This window comes from Neorhizobium sp. BT27B, from assembly GCF_050455485.1.
Taxonomy (GTDB): Bacteria; Pseudomonadota; Alphaproteobacteria; order Rhizobiales; family Rhizobiaceae; genus Neorhizobium.
The window spans coordinates 1-15,877 of the sequence record NZ_JBCIYT010000011.1 but is presented as its reverse complement, the minus strand read 5'-3'; the positions used below and the strand labels follow the sequence as shown (position 1 = coordinate 15,877).

The 15,877-nt window shown below is 58.6% G+C and carries 18 protein-coding genes; 11 read left to right on the top strand and 7 right to left on the bottom strand.

What is annotated here, in order from left to right:
* Positions 1-72: 72 nt before the first annotated feature.
* Entirely contained in the window at positions 73-1,050 is a 978-nt protein-coding gene (locus AAIH70_RS24010; RefSeq protein WP_430036109.1) for a zinc-dependent alcohol dehydrogenase family protein, read from the bottom strand.
* A gap of 168 nt (positions 1,051-1,218) precedes the next feature.
* On the opposite strand from AAIH70_RS24010, the gene AAIH70_RS24005 reads away from it, so the two are divergent.
* Positions 1,219-2,145, top strand: coding sequence for a LysR family transcriptional regulator (locus tag AAIH70_RS24005; protein ID WP_430035895.1), 927 nt, complete (start codon positions 1,219-1,221; stop codon positions 2,143-2,145).
* Positions 2,146-2,231: 86 nt separating this feature from the next.
* Here the strand turns inward: AAIH70_RS24005 and AAIH70_RS24000 are convergent, their stop codons facing one another.
* The gene (locus tag AAIH70_RS24000) at positions 2,232-2,678 is read right to left on the bottom strand and encodes a DoxX family protein (RefSeq protein ID WP_430035893.1); all 447 of its coding nucleotides are present in this window, start codon (positions 2,676-2,678) and stop codon (positions 2,232-2,234) included.
* A gap of 353 nt (positions 2,679-3,031) precedes the next feature.
* On the opposite strand from AAIH70_RS24000, the gene AAIH70_RS23995 reads away from it, so the two are divergent.
* Complete coding sequence (locus AAIH70_RS23995; protein WP_430035891.1) at positions 3,032-3,460, top strand: ester cyclase; 429 nt, start codon at positions 3,032-3,034, stop codon at positions 3,458-3,460.
* A gap of 100 nt (positions 3,461-3,560) precedes the next feature.
* Here the strand turns inward: AAIH70_RS23995 and AAIH70_RS23990 are convergent, their stop codons facing one another.
* Positions 3,561-4,217: a glutathione S-transferase family protein gene (locus AAIH70_RS23990; RefSeq protein WP_430035890.1), complete on the bottom strand. Its 657-nt coding sequence runs from the start codon at positions 4,215-4,217 to the stop codon at positions 3,561-3,563.
* A gap of 219 nt (positions 4,218-4,436) precedes the next feature.
* Between AAIH70_RS23990 and AAIH70_RS23985 the strand changes: the two genes are divergently transcribed.
* Positions 4,437-5,324 (top strand): LysR family transcriptional regulator, encoded by an 888-nt coding sequence (locus AAIH70_RS23985; protein ID WP_430035888.1) that lies wholly within the window; start codon positions 4,437-4,439, stop codon positions 5,322-5,324.
* A 68-nt stretch (positions 5,325-5,392) separates the two neighbouring features.
* Here the strand turns inward: AAIH70_RS23985 and AAIH70_RS23980 are convergent, their stop codons facing one another.
* The 3 genes from AAIH70_RS23980 to AAIH70_RS23970 all read right to left on the bottom strand — a co-directional run bounded on the left by AAIH70_RS23980 (position 5,393) and on the right by AAIH70_RS23970 (position 8,122).
* On the bottom strand, positions 5,393-6,286 hold the full coding sequence (locus tag AAIH70_RS23980; RefSeq protein WP_430035886.1) for a LysR family transcriptional regulator: 894 nt from the start codon (positions 6,284-6,286) through the stop codon (positions 5,393-5,395).
* Positions 6,287-6,316: 30 nt separating this feature from the next.
* On the bottom strand, positions 6,317-7,375 hold the full coding sequence (locus tag AAIH70_RS23975; RefSeq protein WP_430035884.1) for an Atu2307/SP_0267 family LLM class monooxygenase: 1,059 nt from the start codon (positions 7,373-7,375) through the stop codon (positions 6,317-6,319).
* An 84-nt stretch (positions 7,376-7,459) separates the two neighbouring features.
* On the bottom strand, positions 7,460-8,122 hold the full coding sequence (locus tag AAIH70_RS23970) for a hydrolase (protein WP_430035882.1): 663 nt from the start codon (positions 8,120-8,122) through the stop codon (positions 7,460-7,462).
* Positions 8,123-8,613: 491 nt separating this feature from the next.
* Between AAIH70_RS23970 and AAIH70_RS23965 the strand changes: the two genes are divergently transcribed.
* The 8 genes from AAIH70_RS23965 to pqqE all read left to right on the top strand — a co-directional run bounded on the left by AAIH70_RS23965 (position 8,614) and on the right by pqqE (position 15,627).
* Complete coding sequence (locus tag AAIH70_RS23965; RefSeq protein ID WP_430035880.1) at positions 8,614-10,323, top strand: pyrroloquinoline quinone-dependent dehydrogenase; 1,710 nt, start codon at positions 8,614-8,616, stop codon at positions 10,321-10,323.
* A 98-nt stretch (positions 10,324-10,421) separates the two neighbouring features.
* Positions 10,422-11,165 (top strand): 3-oxoacyl-ACP reductase family protein, encoded by a 744-nt coding sequence (locus tag AAIH70_RS23960; RefSeq protein WP_430035878.1) that lies wholly within the window; start codon positions 10,422-10,424, stop codon positions 11,163-11,165.
* A 15-nt stretch (positions 11,166-11,180) separates the two neighbouring features.
* On the top strand, positions 11,181-12,206 hold the full coding sequence (locus AAIH70_RS23955) for an SMP-30/gluconolactonase/LRE family protein (protein WP_430035876.1): 1,026 nt from the start codon (positions 11,181-11,183) through the stop codon (positions 12,204-12,206).
* A gap of 160 nt (positions 12,207-12,366) precedes the next feature.
* Positions 12,367-12,462: a pyrroloquinoline quinone precursor peptide PqqA gene (gene pqqA, locus AAIH70_RS23950; protein ID WP_112512042.1), complete on the top strand. Its 96-nt coding sequence runs from the start codon at positions 12,367-12,369 to the stop codon at positions 12,460-12,462.
* Positions 12,463-12,481: 19 nt separating this feature from the next.
* Positions 12,482-13,393 (top strand): pyrroloquinoline quinone biosynthesis protein PqqB, encoded by a 912-nt coding sequence (gene pqqB, locus AAIH70_RS23945; RefSeq protein ID WP_430035874.1) that lies wholly within the window; start codon positions 12,482-12,484, stop codon positions 13,391-13,393.
* Positions 13,365-14,189, top strand: a complete 825-nt coding sequence (gene pqqC, locus AAIH70_RS23940; protein WP_430035872.1) for a pyrroloquinoline-quinone synthase PqqC — start codon at positions 13,365-13,367, stop codon at positions 14,187-14,189. The genes pqqB and pqqC overlap by 29 nt, the downstream gene beginning before the upstream one ends.
* Positions 14,186-14,485: a pyrroloquinoline quinone biosynthesis peptide chaperone PqqD gene (gene pqqD / locus AAIH70_RS23935; RefSeq protein ID WP_430035870.1), complete on the top strand. Its 300-nt coding sequence runs from the start codon at positions 14,186-14,188 to the stop codon at positions 14,483-14,485. The genes pqqC and pqqD overlap by 4 nt, the downstream gene beginning before the upstream one ends.
* Entirely contained in the window at positions 14,482-15,627 is a 1,146-nt protein-coding gene (pqqE, locus tag AAIH70_RS23930; RefSeq protein ID WP_430035868.1) for a pyrroloquinoline quinone biosynthesis protein PqqE, read from the top strand. The genes pqqD and pqqE overlap by 4 nt, the downstream gene beginning before the upstream one ends.
* Before the next feature lie 92 nt (positions 15,628-15,719).
* Here the strand turns inward: pqqE and AAIH70_RS23925 are convergent.
* Positions 15,720-15,877, bottom strand: a 158-nt coding sequence (locus AAIH70_RS23925) for an integrase core domain-containing protein (RefSeq protein WP_430036107.1), incomplete at its 5' end; no start/stop codon positions are given.

The following is a 15,877-nucleotide window of genomic DNA, read 5'->3' as shown; positions in this document are numbered from 1 at the left end:
TAATCTCTTTCCCGAAACAGGCCGGCCGGGGGGGTAAACCCCGACCGCCCGTGTGACACTGCAGGTGCCGAATTAGGCACTCGCCTCACCCGACACATCGATCACGACCTTGCCGCGCAAGCCTCGCGCAGAGCCGTTTTCCAACAGCTCGTGGGCTTCATCGATGCGGGCAAGCGGCAGTGTGGCGCCTATGACGGGCTTGACCAGACCGCGCTCGATCAAGTCCGTGAGCGCGTCGAGCTTGCCGCGATTTTGTCGGGTGAACACAAAATGATAGGCTGCGTTCTTCCCCCAGGCTTCAATGAGATTCTGCGGCTGCGCGATATCGACGAGGCTCACCACGCGTCCGCCATCAGCCAGCGCGAGCGGGCTTCGCGTGAGTGTATCGCCGCCGATCGTGTCGAAAATCACGTTTACGCCTTCGCCTCCGGTCAGCCGGGCGACCTCCTCCACATAGTCTTCCGTGGTAAAGTCGATCGCCTCGTCGGCGCCGAGCGAGCGCACGAAGTCGTGGTCGCGGGCGAGTGCTGTCGTGATCACTCGTGCGCCCATCGCCTTGGCGACCTGCACCGCAATCGTGCCGACGCCGCCCGCACCACCGTGAATGAGGATAGTTTCGCCGGTCCGCAGCTGCGCACGCTGGCTGAAGGCTTCCCAAACAGTGCCGCCAACCAGTGTTAGGCTTGCCGCCTCGATGTGTGTTAGATTCCGGGGCTTTCGGCCGATGAGTTCGACGTCAGTGACGTGCTGCTCGGCGTACGAGCCCGCACCGCCGAAGATCTTTGGCGTGTAATAGACTTCATCACCGACTGCGAACTCGTGAACCCCGGAGCCCAGTTCCTCGATCACGCCGGAGATGTCATGACCCGTGATTGCAGGCAAGGAAACGTAGTCTTTGTAGTCGCCGCGGCGGATTTGGTAGTCGAGGGGATTGATGGCGGTGGCATGCACCCGTACCCGCACTTGGCGAGGACCGACGTCCGGCACTTCCACGTCGCGCAGTTCGAATACGTCCGGCCCGCCGAAACGGGTGAGGACGGCTGCTTTCATGGTCTTGGTGGTCTTGGTCTTGGTCATGGAGATATCCTTTCGACAGTAGCTCTGACGGGCTCACCAACGGTGGTGCCGTCTTGATGGCTCCTATTTGATCTATCGAGATTGCTTTCGGTAGCGCCGGCGTTTTAGGATCAGTTTCAACAAAATTTTGAAAGTCATTGTATGGATGTCGACGATCTGAATCTCTTTGTGCGTATCGCCCAGCTGCACAGCATCAGCGCCGCTGCCCGTGACCTTGGCCTCACTCCCGCTGGAGCTAGCGCCAAACTGGCCGCTCTCGAGCGAAAACTCAGCGCCAGGCTTCTCCATCGCACCACGAGGCAAGCGACGTTGACCGAGGACGGTCTCGCCTTCCTGCCGCATGCCGAACATGTTGTGTTCGCTGCGGAGGCCGCCCGAGCAGCGCTTGGGCGAGAGCAAGCTGCGCCTCGCGGCACATTGCGAGTAGCCGCCCCCGCCTCATTCGCGCGAATGCATATTGTGCCGGGTCTGCCTGACTTCTGTGGTAAATATCCCGACTTAGCGCTTGATTTGCGCATCTCGGACAGCATCGTTGATCTGGTCGAAGGTGCCTTCGATGTGGCGGTTCGTTATACCGAGCTTAGCGACTCGTCCTTCGTCGCGCGGCGACTTGCTCCAGACAATCGGGTGCTGGTCGCGTCACCCGAATATCTCGAGCAACGTGGCCGGCCGAGCACACCCGACGACTTGGTGGAACATACCTGTCTCGTCGTCGGCACGCTGGATCTATGGACGTTTCGCGGAAAAGATGCGGAGGTAATCGAACGTCGTGTTACTCCGAGCCTGCGCATCAACGACGGTACTGCAGTGCGCGATGCCGCATCTGGCGGGCTAGGCATCGCTCTGATGGCTACGTGGTGCGCATCGGAAGAGCTGCAATCTGGCACCCTTGTTCCAGTCCTCCCCGAATATCCGCTGATTTCAACGCAGACCCTATGGGCACTGTATCCAAGTTCTCGCGAACTGGCACCGAAAGTGAGAGTGTTCATCGATTGGCTCATCCATCGGTTTGGTCATCAACCGTACTGGGATCGTGGGCTGGAGAGGATCCTTAGTACCCGTCGATGACACGTGGTTTACGACCGACATGCGCGGCAGGCTTGCGAAGCAACCAAGCCTGCCGAAAGAGCTCGCGCTCAATGACCGTGTTTGGCTCAGAACGTACGAGCGAGGCGGGCATCCACAGAATGCCTGTTCCCACCCCGCACGCTAAAGAAGAGGAAAATCGCTGCCCAAAGAAGTGACTTCTCCGAGCCGGCAAGCCCTTCTGCCTTCACGACCCCATGGAAATAGACGGTCACGAGGAGGACGATCATCGCCGCGAACGACGCCGGACGAGTCAGCAGACCAATCGTGATAAGAATACCGCCAAAGAACTCGGTCGCAGCGAGCAATGGCGACCAGAAGACACCTGGATAAAATCCGATACTTTCTACCAGATCTGCCATGCTAAACGGGTCTGCGATCTTACCGTAACCATGCGTTACGAGCAGAACCCCTGCAGTAAAGCGCAGAATGGTTTCTACAATTTGATCGAGCGAAGAAAAAACGGATGCGAACGCTGGAAAGAACAGGCGTGTAGGCTGAAGCTGCTGGTTCATCGTTAACCTATGGTGTGATGTAAACCTGGATTTCAATTCGCGTCTTCGGGAGGCGGTGCACAACGCTCTCTGAAGGCGATATCGATGCATTAGTTAGGTTGGGTTGGTAAGACAAAAAACTCAGAAGCGGCGCTCGCTTTGATCGCGGTCCAAAGGGACATGCTTCGAGCAAATCAGAACTAGCCGAGCACTGGAGCGTAGGCCAGGTTTATGTGGTTCCCCTTTGTGCGACACAGTTGATCGGGATGCAGGCTTTCACATACCGACCCGTATCGATATTCTGCGACCACCTCCCGCACCCATACTGTACGGTCTGCGGCTTTTCAGGTTTTGCCGCATCAGGTGGAGAACGCATGCCCGATACAAACATACGAGATTTATTCACAGGCTATATTGCCGTTCTGAACACGCACGATTTTCAGCGGCTTAGCGAGTTCATGCACGATGAGCTTCTTGTAAATGGGCAAAAGCTGACCTTGAGCCAAATGATTGCTCAACTCGAGGGACACATAGCCGCGGTTCCGGACCTCGTCTGGCGGGCTGAAGAGATCGCTGTGGAAGGTAATCAGGTTGCCGCCCGGCTGCTCAACAGGGGAACCCCCGTGAGGGAGTGGCTTGGCTCTAAGCCGAATGGCTCGAGCGTTGAGTTCTCGGAGCACCTGTTTCACAAAGTCCTCAATGGCCGTTTCTTCGAGCAAAACTTTTTACTTGATGCATGGTCGGTGCAAAAGCAGCTTGCTTCGGTCAGCAGGGAAAATCCGTCAATCGAAGACCACAGCTAACTCCGTCGCCGTTGGTAACGAATAACCTCTCGCATGCTTGATACAGCCGAACCTGGCCCACCGCACGTCGATGATGCTGCTGCGATGGGGCAAGCCCTTTTTAAGCCGGGCGGAATTCTTTAATACGTGTTGTCGGCGTCGAAGCTGCTTCTCGTGAGAGGATTTTCTGAACCGCGGCATCGCGGAATATCCTGTCATGCAACGACTGCACATTAGGATACTCCATCAGACCACTCGGCAAAAGCTTCACCGCCCAACGGATCATCGGAAACGAATAGGCATCGATGATCGAGCGTCTATCACCGAGAACAAATTCGCGTCCGTCAAGATGGCAATCGAGTATATGAAGCTGTTTCGACACCAGCGCCTGTCCGGCCTCGATCACGGCCAATTGGGCCTCCTTGCTCACGTCGGTCGAGTATCGCTTGGGAACGAAAATTGGCCAGAATGACGCATGGACGTCTGAGGTAAAAAAGGCAGACCAACGACGCGCTTCAGCTCGAGCGCGCATATTCTCGCCGCCACCTAGCAAAGCCTCAGGATGCTTGTTTGCCAGATAATCCAGAATCGCCCCCGCCTGCGTCAGGAGCCAGCCGTCATCCTCGCGAAAAGTGGGAACAGCTCCCGCTGGATTAATCGAGAGTAGCTCTTCGGAGCCGTATTGAACCCTCACTGCCTCATAAGGTGCACCAATCCATTCAAGGACGATGTGCGGAGCCAGCGAACAAGCGTTGGGTGCATAGTAGAGTGTAGGCATGGTTCTAATAGACCTTTCTGCACAGGGTGAAGGCATCACCACTCGGGCAAATCCGTAGGGCAGTCACTTGATCCTCACACAGTCCGCCGAGCTATTGAGTGGATCAACCGAACTTGAACGCCGTTTGCGACGGCGTGACGAGACTGACCCTGTCACTCGCGCGTAAGATGCGGTAGTACTGCTAAACGCCAAACAATGTCGCTGAAAAGGGAACGCAGATTGGAAGTGGAGGATATGCGGACATTCGTGGAGGTAGCGGATGCCGGTGGAGTAACCTCAGCAGCGAGGCGGCTGGGCATTTCCAAATCGATGGTGAGTCGGCAACTTCGTCGACTTGAGGCCGAGGTGGGTGCGCAATTGCTTGCACGGACGACGCGCGGCGCTTCGCTCACTGAAGCTGGCGCAACATTTCGAGACCATGCAGCGAGAGTTTGCGCGGAGGTGGACGCCGCGCGCGAAACGATCACTCCGGGAGGCGAGCTGCGCGGCTTGCTTAGGGTCGCAGCTCCACTTTCCTTTGGCCCAACCCATTTTACGCCAGTTATCGTCGAGATGGCGCGCCGCCATCCTAATCTTAAAATTCACATCGACTTCAGCGATGACACCGTCGATCTGGTCGCGGGCGGTTTTGATTGCGCGATCCGACTGGGATACGTCAAGGATACGAGCTTGGCGTCTGTAAAGGTGGGGCCGCTGTCGGGAATGGTCGTTGCCAGTCCTGACTATATTGGAGAATATGGAACACCCGAAACGCTGGACGACCTGACCACGCGTCACCAGGCGCTAATGCGGGGCGATGAAGCTTGGTTTCTCACAGATGGAGATGAAGTCGTTGCCGTTAATCCTGCGGGACGGTTTAAAGCGGACAATGGCATTTCTCTCGTTGCAGCCGCCGTAGCGGGACTCGGGGTCGCAATCCTTCCCCTCGGCCTCATCCACGAGCATCTTGAGACGGGCGCTCTCGTGCCTGTCATGACCCGTCACCCAGTCCCTCCAGCGGGAATATACATTGTGTGCCTCCATGGGCGACATTCTGCAAGGAAGGTCCGGGCTTTAACCGAAATGCTCATTCAGTGTCTCGATTGCGCACCGGTCTCAGGACGCTGACTCGTCGCAGTCAATTATGAGATATGCGAAACTTCTTGTGCAGCGTAGGAGAATAGTTGCAATCGGGATCAGATCCCATCAGCCGAACGGCACAGGTCTGCCTCCAGATGTTCTATTAACATCTCCGTGAGAACCCTAACCTTGCGATTTGGCTGCACTCCTGGAGGTCTGACCACAAAAATTCCCGCTCGGGGAAGGGGATAACGCTTCATCACAGGCACCAGTGTCCCAGCGGCTAGATGGTCTCGGATGTACTGATTTGCCAGCGCTGCCACGCCCAAGCCCGCGACGGCGGCGGCGGTGAGAGCCAGTCCGCTATTTGCCTTAAAGCGTCCCCTGGGTTTAACGGCGATTAGTTTGTCTCCATCGACCAGCTTCCATGTATCCGATTCACCCATCAGGGCTCGGTGGGAAGAGAGTTCCTTGAGGGTTTCGGGTGATCCGTATTTTTTGATGTAACTTGGACTGGCGACGAGTTTGCCGTGCAGAGGGCCAACACGCCGTGCGATCAGGTTCGAATCATCAAGAAAGCCGACACGGATTCCACAGTCAAAGCGTTCGGCGACAAGATCAACGAAGCGCTCGCTATACGATGTATGAATATGAAGATTAGGATGCCGTCTGCCCATCTCCGCCAAAACCGGAGCGAAATGGGTTGGGCCAAAGGAAAGTGGAGCAGCAACCCGGAGCAGACCTCGCAGCTCTCCAGCTGGCAAGATGGTTTTTTTCGCGACGTCTACCTCATCACAAACTCGCACCGCGTAGTCATAAAAGGCACTGCCAGCCTCTGTGATAAAAACGCCTCGCGATGTTCGTGCAAAAAGGGAGGATCCAAACGCGGCTTCAAGGCGGACCAAGCCGCGACTTACCATGGATTTTGAAATACAAAGCCGGTGAGCAGCGACCGCCACTCCTCCCGAGTCGGCAACTTCCAGAAAAATCCGCAAATCATCGGTATTCACAGGATGCCCTCCTCCTAGATGACCGCAAGATCATAACGAAGCTGGCCAGCTGTAGCCATGGCTGAACGCGCGGATAGTTGGCGCGACCTCGGTACCAAGAAGTACGATCGACCGGTTCATCGCGGCCGTTTCAGCCGCTACGGAAGTCATCTGAAACGCAATTCGCGATATTCCGCCAAGAACGTCGTTCACGTGAAGGATTTTGGCCATGACCGTAGTAGGATCGCCGACAATAAAAGCGCCGTTAGGACTGGCCATTTCATCGAATTGTGCCCGGCTCGGCTGCGCCCAGCCGCGCTCCTGCGCATATTTTCCGACCATCTGCGCCCAGCCGGGAAAAAAAATATCGTGCGCCTCATCGTCCGTGTCGGCGACGAAGCCCATCGCATGCACGGCTACCTTCAACGCTGCCGGATCATGGCCGGCCCGCGCCCCGGCCTCGCGGTAGAGATCGACAAGCGGGCGGAAGCGCTCGAAAGTGCCTCCAATGATTGCGATCATCAGTGGGAGGCCAAGCTTACCGGCACGTTCGAAAGATTGCGGCGTGCCACCGACGCCCACCCAAATTGGCAACCGTGCCTGATGGGGCCGCGGGAACACACCCTGCCCGTTCAACGCAGGGCGGAAGCGGCCTTCCCAGGTTAGTGTGGTGGTTTCACGGAGCTTCAAAAGCAGATCGAGGTTCTCGGAAAAAAGGTCGTCATAGTCGCTCATCGGCAGGCCAAACAATGGAAACGCCTCTACCGACGATCCTCTGCCAACGACGACCTCAGCACGACCGTGCGCTATGAGGTCGAGCGTCGCAAATTCCTGGAAGATGCGCACCGGATCGGCCGCGCCCAGAACCGTCACGGCGCTTGTCAGTCTGATCCGACTGGTATGCGCCGTGGCAGCCGCCAGAATAACGGCAGGTGCAGAATCAAGAAACTCGGCCCGATGGTGCTCGCCGATGCCGAAAAAATCTAGCCCTACACGATCTGCAACCTGGATCTCGTTGAGAAGGCCTGCCATGCGGTCGGCTGCAGATGGAAGCGCACCTGTTGCAAGATCGGGAAAAAGGGCGGCGAAGCTGTGAATACCGATGTCCATGATGTTCCTTGACGTTTCAGCCGGGCGACGAGGATTGGCGAACGTCGCGATGCGGCGGACGAAATCCTCCCCATCCCGTCTAGACTAAAAGCCAGAGCTTTCGAGTGACTTTACATCAGTATTGAGCAACTGCTGTTCCCATAGGAACGCAATCCCGCTGCCGGGTTCATGTTCCTTGAGAACATCCACAAATTCGGCGACATGTTCGAGTCGAGCATGGTCGCGCTGCCACTCCGATGCAAGCGCCAGCCATGTCATTGCATTGGCACCGGCGGCGATCATGCGCTGGACAGCTCTCTCATGGGCTTCAACGGAAACTCCACCGCATGCATCGGTGATCACTGTCACATCCCAACCGTCACCGAGGGCGTGGATCACTGGCATCGCCACGCAAATTTCCGTGTAGAGGCCTGCAATGATCAGTTGCTTGCGTCCCGTAGCTTTGACGGCATCCACAACGTTCGGATCCTCCCAGGTGTTCAGGGTGGTACGGTCGATCACCTCCTGTTCGGGGAACACACTAGTAATCTGTGGGAAGATCAGACCGCCGCGATCGGCTACGACACTGGTTAGAATGGTCGGAACACGGAAGGCCCTAGCAGCTTTTGTCAATCCAGCCGCGTTGTTGACCACGACTTGGGCGGTGTGGCTGTGGAGGTTCGCGAGCTGGAAGGGCTGATGATCGATTAAGACGAGTACAGAATCTTCGGGGCGAAGGAGTGAGTCGATGCCGTTGCGAAAGCTCATGATAATCCTCTGCGGTTAGTTGAATGGGATGATTGAACAGGGCGACCGCTGTGGCTTCGCCCCCAGGCAAGCTGTCATTCCTATCGTCAAATCGCTAGGCGCGTTATCGGCCACACTGTGTAGCGGATAGCGGAACACGGACCGAGGATGGGGCCAAAGAGGCGATCACTTCGGGCAGATCTTGCCGTCATCCAAATCCGTACGGCGCTGACCGGGTGCGCTGACCGATGCGACGCTGAGGAGCGCCATCGAATCCTGTGTCGAGAATACCAGCGGATTGTTTCGTGCCAGGCATAAGGTCAGCGCTCGTTCACCTGTCGCATGATCCGGCGGCCCCGCACCCGTACCGATCCGCGAGCTCCGACGTGGCTGACATCGGAGTTGTGCGAAAATGCGCTGTTCCCGTCTCCGCGACACTGTGGAGCGGACTACGCGCCTACAGGGCAGCCTTCTCCGGTGCTACCGTTAATCGTTGCCAAGGAGGACCTCACGTGAGTAACAATCTCGTCACCAACCACAACATGTCTGAACACCCTTGCGATGCACAGAGGCATGCGGACAGGGAAACCCGTTCCGAGAACTTCAAGATGGAAAAAGGCCGTCGGCACGCGCGGTTTCTGCTGGGCTTGACAGCGGCACTTCTGACGACGGTTGCGAGCTCGAACGCTGACGCTGATCCGAGACCGATAAATGAGAACAATTGGCCATCCTATAACAGGACACTGGCTGGTGATCGGTATTCGCCGCTTAAGGAGATCAATCCGGACAATGTCGCGAACTTGACGCGCAAATGTGAATACGCGCTTGCCGAACCGACATCGTTTCAGACAGGCCCGCTCGTGATCGATGGAGTTCTCTATTTCACGTCGCCCAGCGGGTCGTTCGCGATCGATGCCGCGACCTGCGAGGAGCGCTGGCGTGTCAGCCATACCGTTCCGACAGGCGAAGGCGTCATCTCCGCCAACCGCGGCTTCGCCCATCTCGACGGCAAGCTGTATCGGGGAACGATGGAAGGCCATGTGCTAGCACTCTCCGCGGAGGACGGTCGTACTTTGTGGGATGTCAAGATCCCTGACGCGGGGCCTGGCGTTACGATCCCGATGGCACCCATCGCCGCGGACGGAAAGGTGTTCGTCGGCAATGCAGGCGGTGACCGCGCCAATGTGCGAGGCCATGTCTACGCATATGACGCGCAGACGGGCAAGCTGCTCTGGCGCTTCGAGGTCATTCCCGACACGCCCGAAGTCCGGGCGACCTGGAAGATGCCCGAGGGCAACCCACTTTCCGGCGGAGGCGTATGGGTCTCTCTCAGCTACGATGAGGAGACGGGCGTTGTTTATGCCCCCACCGGCAATCCCGCGCCGGACTTCGACGCCGAACTTCGGGAAGGCGACAATCTTTATGTCAACTCGATCATAGCCATCGACGGCAAGACTGGCAAGCTGATTACCCACAATCAGGTCGTGAAGCGGGACTTCCACGACTGGGGCGTCAGCGCCGCACCAGCACTCGTCACGACCAAGCGTGGCCGACGCATCGCAGCGTCAGCCAACAAGGACGGACTGCTCACCGTGCTCGATAGAACGAATCTCGATGCCGGGCTTCCTTTCGTCTATGCCCAGCCTACGACCACACGAGAAAATGGTGATGTTCCGCTTTCACGCGAGCGTCCCACTCTATTTTGCCCCGGACTGTTCGGGGGGACGGAATGGAACGGCGCAGCTTACCACCCTACTGAGAACACGTTGTTTGTGGGGGCCGTCGATTGGTGTTCAACGGTAACGCTCCAATCTCGCGACGCGCCTGTTCCGCCGACTGGCGATATCTGGCTAGGCGTGCTTGAACCTCTCAACAAAGTGCTCGCTGACTGGTCGACAGCCCGCGGCTGGCTAACCGCCTTTGACGCCGATACTGGCGACATCCGCTGGAAACTGGAGACACCAAAACCCGTTCTGGCCGGCATCACCCCTACGGCGACTGGACTGGTCTTCGGAGCCGATCTTGCGGGCAACCTGTTCGCACTGGAGGCTGCGAGTGGGCAGCGGCTGTGGAACGACAATTTGGGCGAGCCTCTCGGCGGCGGGCTTATCACTTATAAGGCCGGCGAGAAGCAGTTCGTCGCAGCCGCTGTCGGCAACGGTGGCGGGGTTTGGCCGATCGACGTCACCCGCAGCAGCATCGTCATTTACGGTCTCCCGTGACGCCAGAGGCGTTCGCCGAACCGGCGGTCTCGCGTTGTGGCACGCAACGACATTTACCGAGACCGCACCCTTCCACGAACCAACCAAACAGGTGTTTCATGACTGAACTCAGTGGAAAACGCGCGCTGGTCACGGGCGCATCAAGAGGCATCGGCGCGGCGATCGCGCTCATGCTCGCCGATAGGGGGGCCGACGTTGCTATCACCTACGAAAGCTCCGCCGACAAGGCCGCAAAAGTGGTGAACGAAATCGAGGGTAAAGGTAGAAAGGCGCTTGCCCTTCGGGCAGACAGCGCTGATCCTGAAGCTGTCAAGCGCGCCGTCGAGGAAACGGTCGCCGGTCTCGGTGGGCTCGACATTCTCGTCAACAATGCCGGCATCGCTCGCTACGCGAATGTTGGAGATGACGGAAGCCTTGCGGACCTTGAGGCGATGTTCAATGTGAACGTGCGTTCAGCCGTTGCGGCCTCTGGCGCCGCCATGCGGTATCTCGGGCAAGGCGGACGTATCGTCATAATCGGGTCGTTTTTGGCGGAGCGCGTGCCGTTTGCCGGTGTCACCCTTTACTCGACGACGAAATCTGCACTTACGGCTTTCAGCAGGGGTCTTGCACGCGACCTCGGCTCACGAGCCATAACCGTGAACCTCGTGCAGCCAGGGCCGACCGATACAGACCTGAACCCAGCAAACGGGGATCACGCTGACGGCTTGCGTGCACTCACCGCGCTCGGACACTACGGCGAGCGGGAAGATATCGCATCGGCGGTGGCGTTTCTCGTCAGTCCTGCGGCCAAATTCATCACCGGAACGGTGCTCAACGTGGACGGCGGGATTAGCGCCTAGCACTTTTGCTCGCCTTTGGAGGAAATGACGATGCGACACTTTCGCCTCAAAATGGGTCTGTTGATCTTGACGCCCCGGAACCGTACAACCGCCCTTCCGCGTGTCATCTTGACCGCCTTGGCAATCGCTTGCGCCGGTCAGGCAGCCGCCTCCCCCACCGAAATTGTCATAGAAGGCGCGAACACCTTCCCTGAGAATATCACTTCGACGCGAGACGGAACCATCATCACCGGCTCGGTCGGCTCGGGCGGCATATTCAAGGCTGCGCCGGGCGCTACGGTCGCGACTCAATGGATAGCGCCCGGAGACAACGGCCTGCTCGATACGTTCGGTGTCCTGGCTGACGAAGCTTCCGATACATTGTGGGTCTGTTCTTCGCGCATGGACCCGCCTGTTGCCGGAGAGCCTCCCGCCGTTCCGGCGCTATACAGATACCACCTCGATACCGGCGCCTTCCGCAGTAAACATCCGCTACCAGGGAGGACCGGCTTGTGCAACGACATCGCCATCGGTCCCGATAGAGCGGCCTATGTCGCCGACACAACCGGCGGCCGCATCCTGCGCCTGCGGGACGGTGGTGAAACCCTTGACGAATGGTCCAAATCCGCGGAACTCGAGGGTGCGGACGGTCTCGATTTCCAAGAGCGGCAACTGTTCGTAAACAGCTTCACGACGGGCAAACTGTTTCGCATCGAACTGAAACCAGACGGCACCGCCGGAGCACCGGTCACGCTTACCGCCTCCCGCCCGCTCATCCAGCCCGATGGCTTGCGCCGGCTGAACGACAGACAATTCGTCATGGCAGAAGGTGCGGGCACAATCGATCTTCTTACCGTCAACGGCGACACAGTCGAGGTCGAAACCCTGAGATCCGGTATGATCGGCCCGGCAGGTGTCACCATCATCGGCGACATCATTTGGGCCTTGGAATCCAAGCTTTCGATGCGCGGTCAATCCGCTGTCGATCCGGCACCATTCAAGGCTTACGCAGTTCCCGTGATCGGAGACTGCTATGGTCTTGGCGCTAGATGCGCCAAGTAGCAGTACTGAACGATATGCCTTCAGCCCGTCGTGAGGTTTAGCTGCGAAGACACGTTATCCGACACCTAACGTGTTTGAGAGGGTTGGTTTGAATACCGCCAGCCCAACTACCTTCAACCCGCGGCCTTGGCCGCCAAAGAGTCAAGATAGGAGTTCTACCATGAAGTGGACTGCACCAAAGTTTGTCGAAGTATCCTGCGGCATGGAAATCAACCGCTACGCACAGGCGGACGGCCCAGAGCCGGTTCTGTTCTAGTCGTGAAGGGCACGGGATCATGACCGAACTTCGGTTTCTCGTGCTCGGCTCTGCCGCGGGCGGCGGTTTGCCGCAGTGGAACTGCAATTGTTCCAATTGTGCCGCCGCCCGCGATCCGTCATCCGGACTTGCTCCACAGACGCAGTCGTCGCTTGCCGTCAGTGTCGGTGGCAAGACCTGGGCGATTTTCAATGCCTCGCCGGACATCCGACAGCAGATCCAGCAGACGCCGCAGCTTCACCCCAGCGCACTTCGCCAGAGCCCGATCAAAAGCGTCGTTATTACCAATGCCGATGTCGATCATATTGGGGGTTTGTTGACGATCCGCGAAAAACAGGCATTCGACCTGATCTCCTCTTCGGCGATCGACGCGGTGCTCGACGCCAACCCTGTCTTCCGCGTTCTTGATCCGGCTTTCGTCAGACGGCACGTCATCAGCCTCGACGAAATGTTCTCGCCGCTTGACGGGATCGAGGCACGCATATTTGCGGTCCCCGGCAAGGTGGCGCTGTTTCTGGAGGAGGGCGAGCCGGAGCTGGGTCTGGAAGGCGAGCAGACGATAGGCGTGGAATTTGTCGCCGGCGGCAGGCGCGCCTATTACATTCCGGGCTGCGCGACGTTGCCGGACTGGCTGTGCGCGCGTATCCGCGGCGCGGATCTCGTCTTCTTCGACGGAACCGTGTTCACCGATGACGAGATGATCCGTGTTGGAACCGGTGTGAAGACCGGCCAACGGATGGGGCATATGCCGATCACCGGTGACAGCAGGTCCGGCAGCCTCGATGTAATGTCGAAACTCGATATAGCCCGCATGGTCTATGTGCATATCAACAACACGAACCCGATTTGGCGCGACGGCCCGGAGCGGGGTGCCGTCACCGCCGCCGGATTCGAAATCGGTCATGACGGAATGGAGATCAACCTTGCCTGACGTACAAAATCGAACCGATTTCGAAGCCCGCCTACGCGTCATCGGCGACATGCGCTATCACGACAAGCACCCGTTCCACGGGATGCTGCATGGCGGTGAATGCTCGATCACGCAGGTGCGTGCCTGGGTGATCAACCGCTTCTATTACCACAGCCGAATTCCACTGAAGGATGCTGCCTTCATGTCGCGCTGCGAGGATGTCGACATCCGCCGCGCCTGGCGCAAGCGCATCGAGGACCATGACGGTGGCCGCGAAGAGGGCGGCGGTATCCGCCGCTGGCTAAAACTTGCCGAGGCTGTCGGTCTCGATCCCGATTACGTGGCGTCCAGCCGCGGCGTACTACCGGGCACGCGCTTTGCTTGCGATGCCTATGTGCACTTCGTACGCTACATGCCGATGCTGGATGCGGTCGCCGCCTCGCTGACTGAGCTGTTTGCGCCGGCCATCCACAAGAACCGGATTGCCGGTCTCATCGAACATTACGCCTTCGCCAATGACGAGGCGCTTTCCTACTTCCGCAAGCGTCTCGACGAAGCGCCGGTGGATGTCGCCTTCGGCCTCAACTATGTGCTCGACCATGCCGACACGAAGGAAAAGCAGGATGCGGCCGCGGCCGCGCTGACCTTCAAGACCGACGTTCTCTGGGCGCAGCTCGACGCGCTGCATAACGCTTATGTATCCCCAGCCCTTCCTCCGCCCGGCGGCTGGGACGGAAAAGAAGGCGTGATCGGCGATCTCGATCAACCGGCACGCAAACCCGTTGTAACGCCCGAAATCATGGGAGCGGCGAAATGACCGAGCCTTCTGTAGTTACAGTCACGGCGCAGACCGTGGCAAGGCTTGCCCGCGGAGTACGGCTGCGGGAAGACGAGGTGCGCGGCCAGACCGTGCTTCTGGCGCCCGAACGGGCATTGGCGCTCGACGAAGTCGCCGTGATGATCGTGAAGGCGCTCGACGGTGAACGCGATCTCGACGCCATCGCGCAGGAATTTTCGATCAAGTTCGAGGCATCGAAGGTGCAGATTCTGACCGACGTAATCGCCTTCGTCGACGAATTCTCCAAGCGCCGGATGCTGGAGCTGAAATCATGAACGAGCATGTCAAGCCTGCGCGCTCGAGTGAATGGACGGGCAAGGATGGAGTGACCGGCCGCATCCGCATTCCCCCGCCGATCGCCATGCTTGCGGAACTGACGCATCGCTGCCCGCTCGCCTGTCCCTACTGTTCCAACCCGCTGGAACTGGAGGGGGCGAAGGCGGAGCTTTCCACCAGGGAATGGATTTCCGTGTTTGAACAGGCGGCAGCGCTGGGCGTGCTGCATCTGCATCTGTCAGGCGGAGAGCCAACAGCGCGGCGCGATCTGGTGGAAATGACAGCCGCCGCGGCCAGGGCCGGGCTCTATACCAACCTGATCACCTCCGGAATCGGCCTTACCGAAAAGCGCATTGCCGAGCTTTCAGAGGCTGGGCTCGATCATCTGCAGCTTTCCATCCAGGGGGCGACCCGGGCGCTGGCCGACAAAGTGGGCGGCTACAAGTGCGGATATGACCGCAAGATCGCGGTAGCTGAATGGACTCATGCGGCCGGCATTCCGCTCACCGTCAACGCGGTCTGCCACAAGCAGAACATGGACCAGATCGGCGACATGCTGGATCTGGCCGTCAAGTTGGGCGCCCGGCGCATCGAGATCGCCACCGTGCAGTTCCACGGCTGGGCCGAGAAGAACCGAAAGGCGCTGATGCCGACGAAGGAGCAAGTTCTCAAGACCAACGCCTTTGTCGTCGAAGCGCGCAAGCGACTGGAAGGCATCATCGTCATCGACTATGTGCCGGCCGATCACCACTCGACTTATCCGAAGGCCTGCATGGGCGGTTGGGGTCGTACTGGCCTCAACGTTACCCCCTCCGGCAAGGTTCTGCCCTGTCATGCGGCCGAAAGCATTCCGTCGCTCAGTTTCGAGACGGTGCGCGACATGCCGTTGGCCGACATCTGGTACGAAAGCCCGGCCTTCAACGCCTACCGCGGCGATAGCTGGATGCCGGAACTGTGCCATTCCTGCGACCGCAAGGCGATCGATTTTGGCGGCTGCCGCTGCCAGGCGATGGCACTTGCCGGCAATGCATCCGCCACCGACCCGGTCTGCATCCGCTCACCGATGCGGCAATTGCTGGTGGAGCAGGCCGAAATCGACAGCCGCGCCGAACCGCCGAAGTTTGTCTATCGCGGCCGCTAGCCGTGGATGATGGTAAATTGTGGAGCATACGCCTTGAATGGATCAGAACTAACGGTAATCCCCCCGTTTTTAACGGGGCTCCGCAGTAGAATTCACGCGGCCATTTTCAGTTTCTGTGCGGGCGTTATGCCGCCGATGCCCATATTGGGCCGTTCGTTGTTGTACGTCCATATCCACTGCGTGGCGAATTCCTGTGCCTCCTCGATGCTTTCGATGATGTATTGGTCGAGCCATTCATGTCGGACGGTGC

Excerpts from the sequence above, each read along its gene's own strand:
- AAIH70_RS24010 (WP_430036109.1), bottom strand. The coding sequence starts at position 1,050 with ATGAAAGCAGCCGTCCTCACCCGTTTCGGCGGGCCGGACGTATTCGAA.
- AAIH70_RS24005 (WP_430035895.1), top strand. The coding sequence starts at position 1,219 with ATGGATGTCGACGATCTGAATCTCTTTGTGCGTATCGCCCAGCTGCAC.
- AAIH70_RS24000 (WP_430035893.1), bottom strand. The coding sequence starts at position 2,678 with ATGAACCAGCAGCTTCAGCCTACACGCCTGTTCTTTCCAGCGTTCGCA.
- AAIH70_RS23995 (WP_430035891.1), top strand. The coding sequence starts at position 3,032 with ATGCCCGATACAAACATACGAGATTTATTCACAGGCTATATTGCCGTT.
- AAIH70_RS23990 (WP_430035890.1), bottom strand. The coding sequence starts at position 4,217 with ATGCCTACACTCTACTATGCACCCAACGCTTGTTCGCTGGCTCCGCAC.
- AAIH70_RS23975 (WP_430035884.1), bottom strand. The coding sequence starts at position 7,375 with ATGGACATCGGTATTCACAGCTTCGCCGCCCTTTTTCCCGATCTTGCA.
- AAIH70_RS23970 (WP_430035882.1), bottom strand. The coding sequence starts at position 8,122 with ATGAGCTTTCGCAACGGCATCGACTCACTCCTTCGCCCCGAAGATTCT.
- AAIH70_RS23960 (WP_430035878.1), top strand. The coding sequence starts at position 10,422 with ATGACTGAACTCAGTGGAAAACGCGCGCTGGTCACGGGCGCATCAAGA.
- pqqA (WP_112512042.1), top strand. The coding sequence starts at position 12,367 with ATGAAGTGGACTGCACCAAAGTTTGTCGAAGTATCCTGCGGCATGGAA.
- pqqB (WP_430035874.1), top strand. The coding sequence starts at position 12,482 with ATGACCGAACTTCGGTTTCTCGTGCTCGGCTCTGCCGCGGGCGGCGGT.
- pqqC (WP_430035872.1), top strand. The coding sequence starts at position 13,365 with ATGACGGAATGGAGATCAACCTTGCCTGACGTACAAAATCGAACCGAT.
- pqqD (WP_430035870.1), top strand. The coding sequence starts at position 14,186 with ATGACCGAGCCTTCTGTAGTTACAGTCACGGCGCAGACCGTGGCAAGG.
- pqqE (WP_430035868.1), top strand. The coding sequence starts at position 14,482 with ATGAACGAGCATGTCAAGCCTGCGCGCTCGAGTGAATGGACGGGCAAG.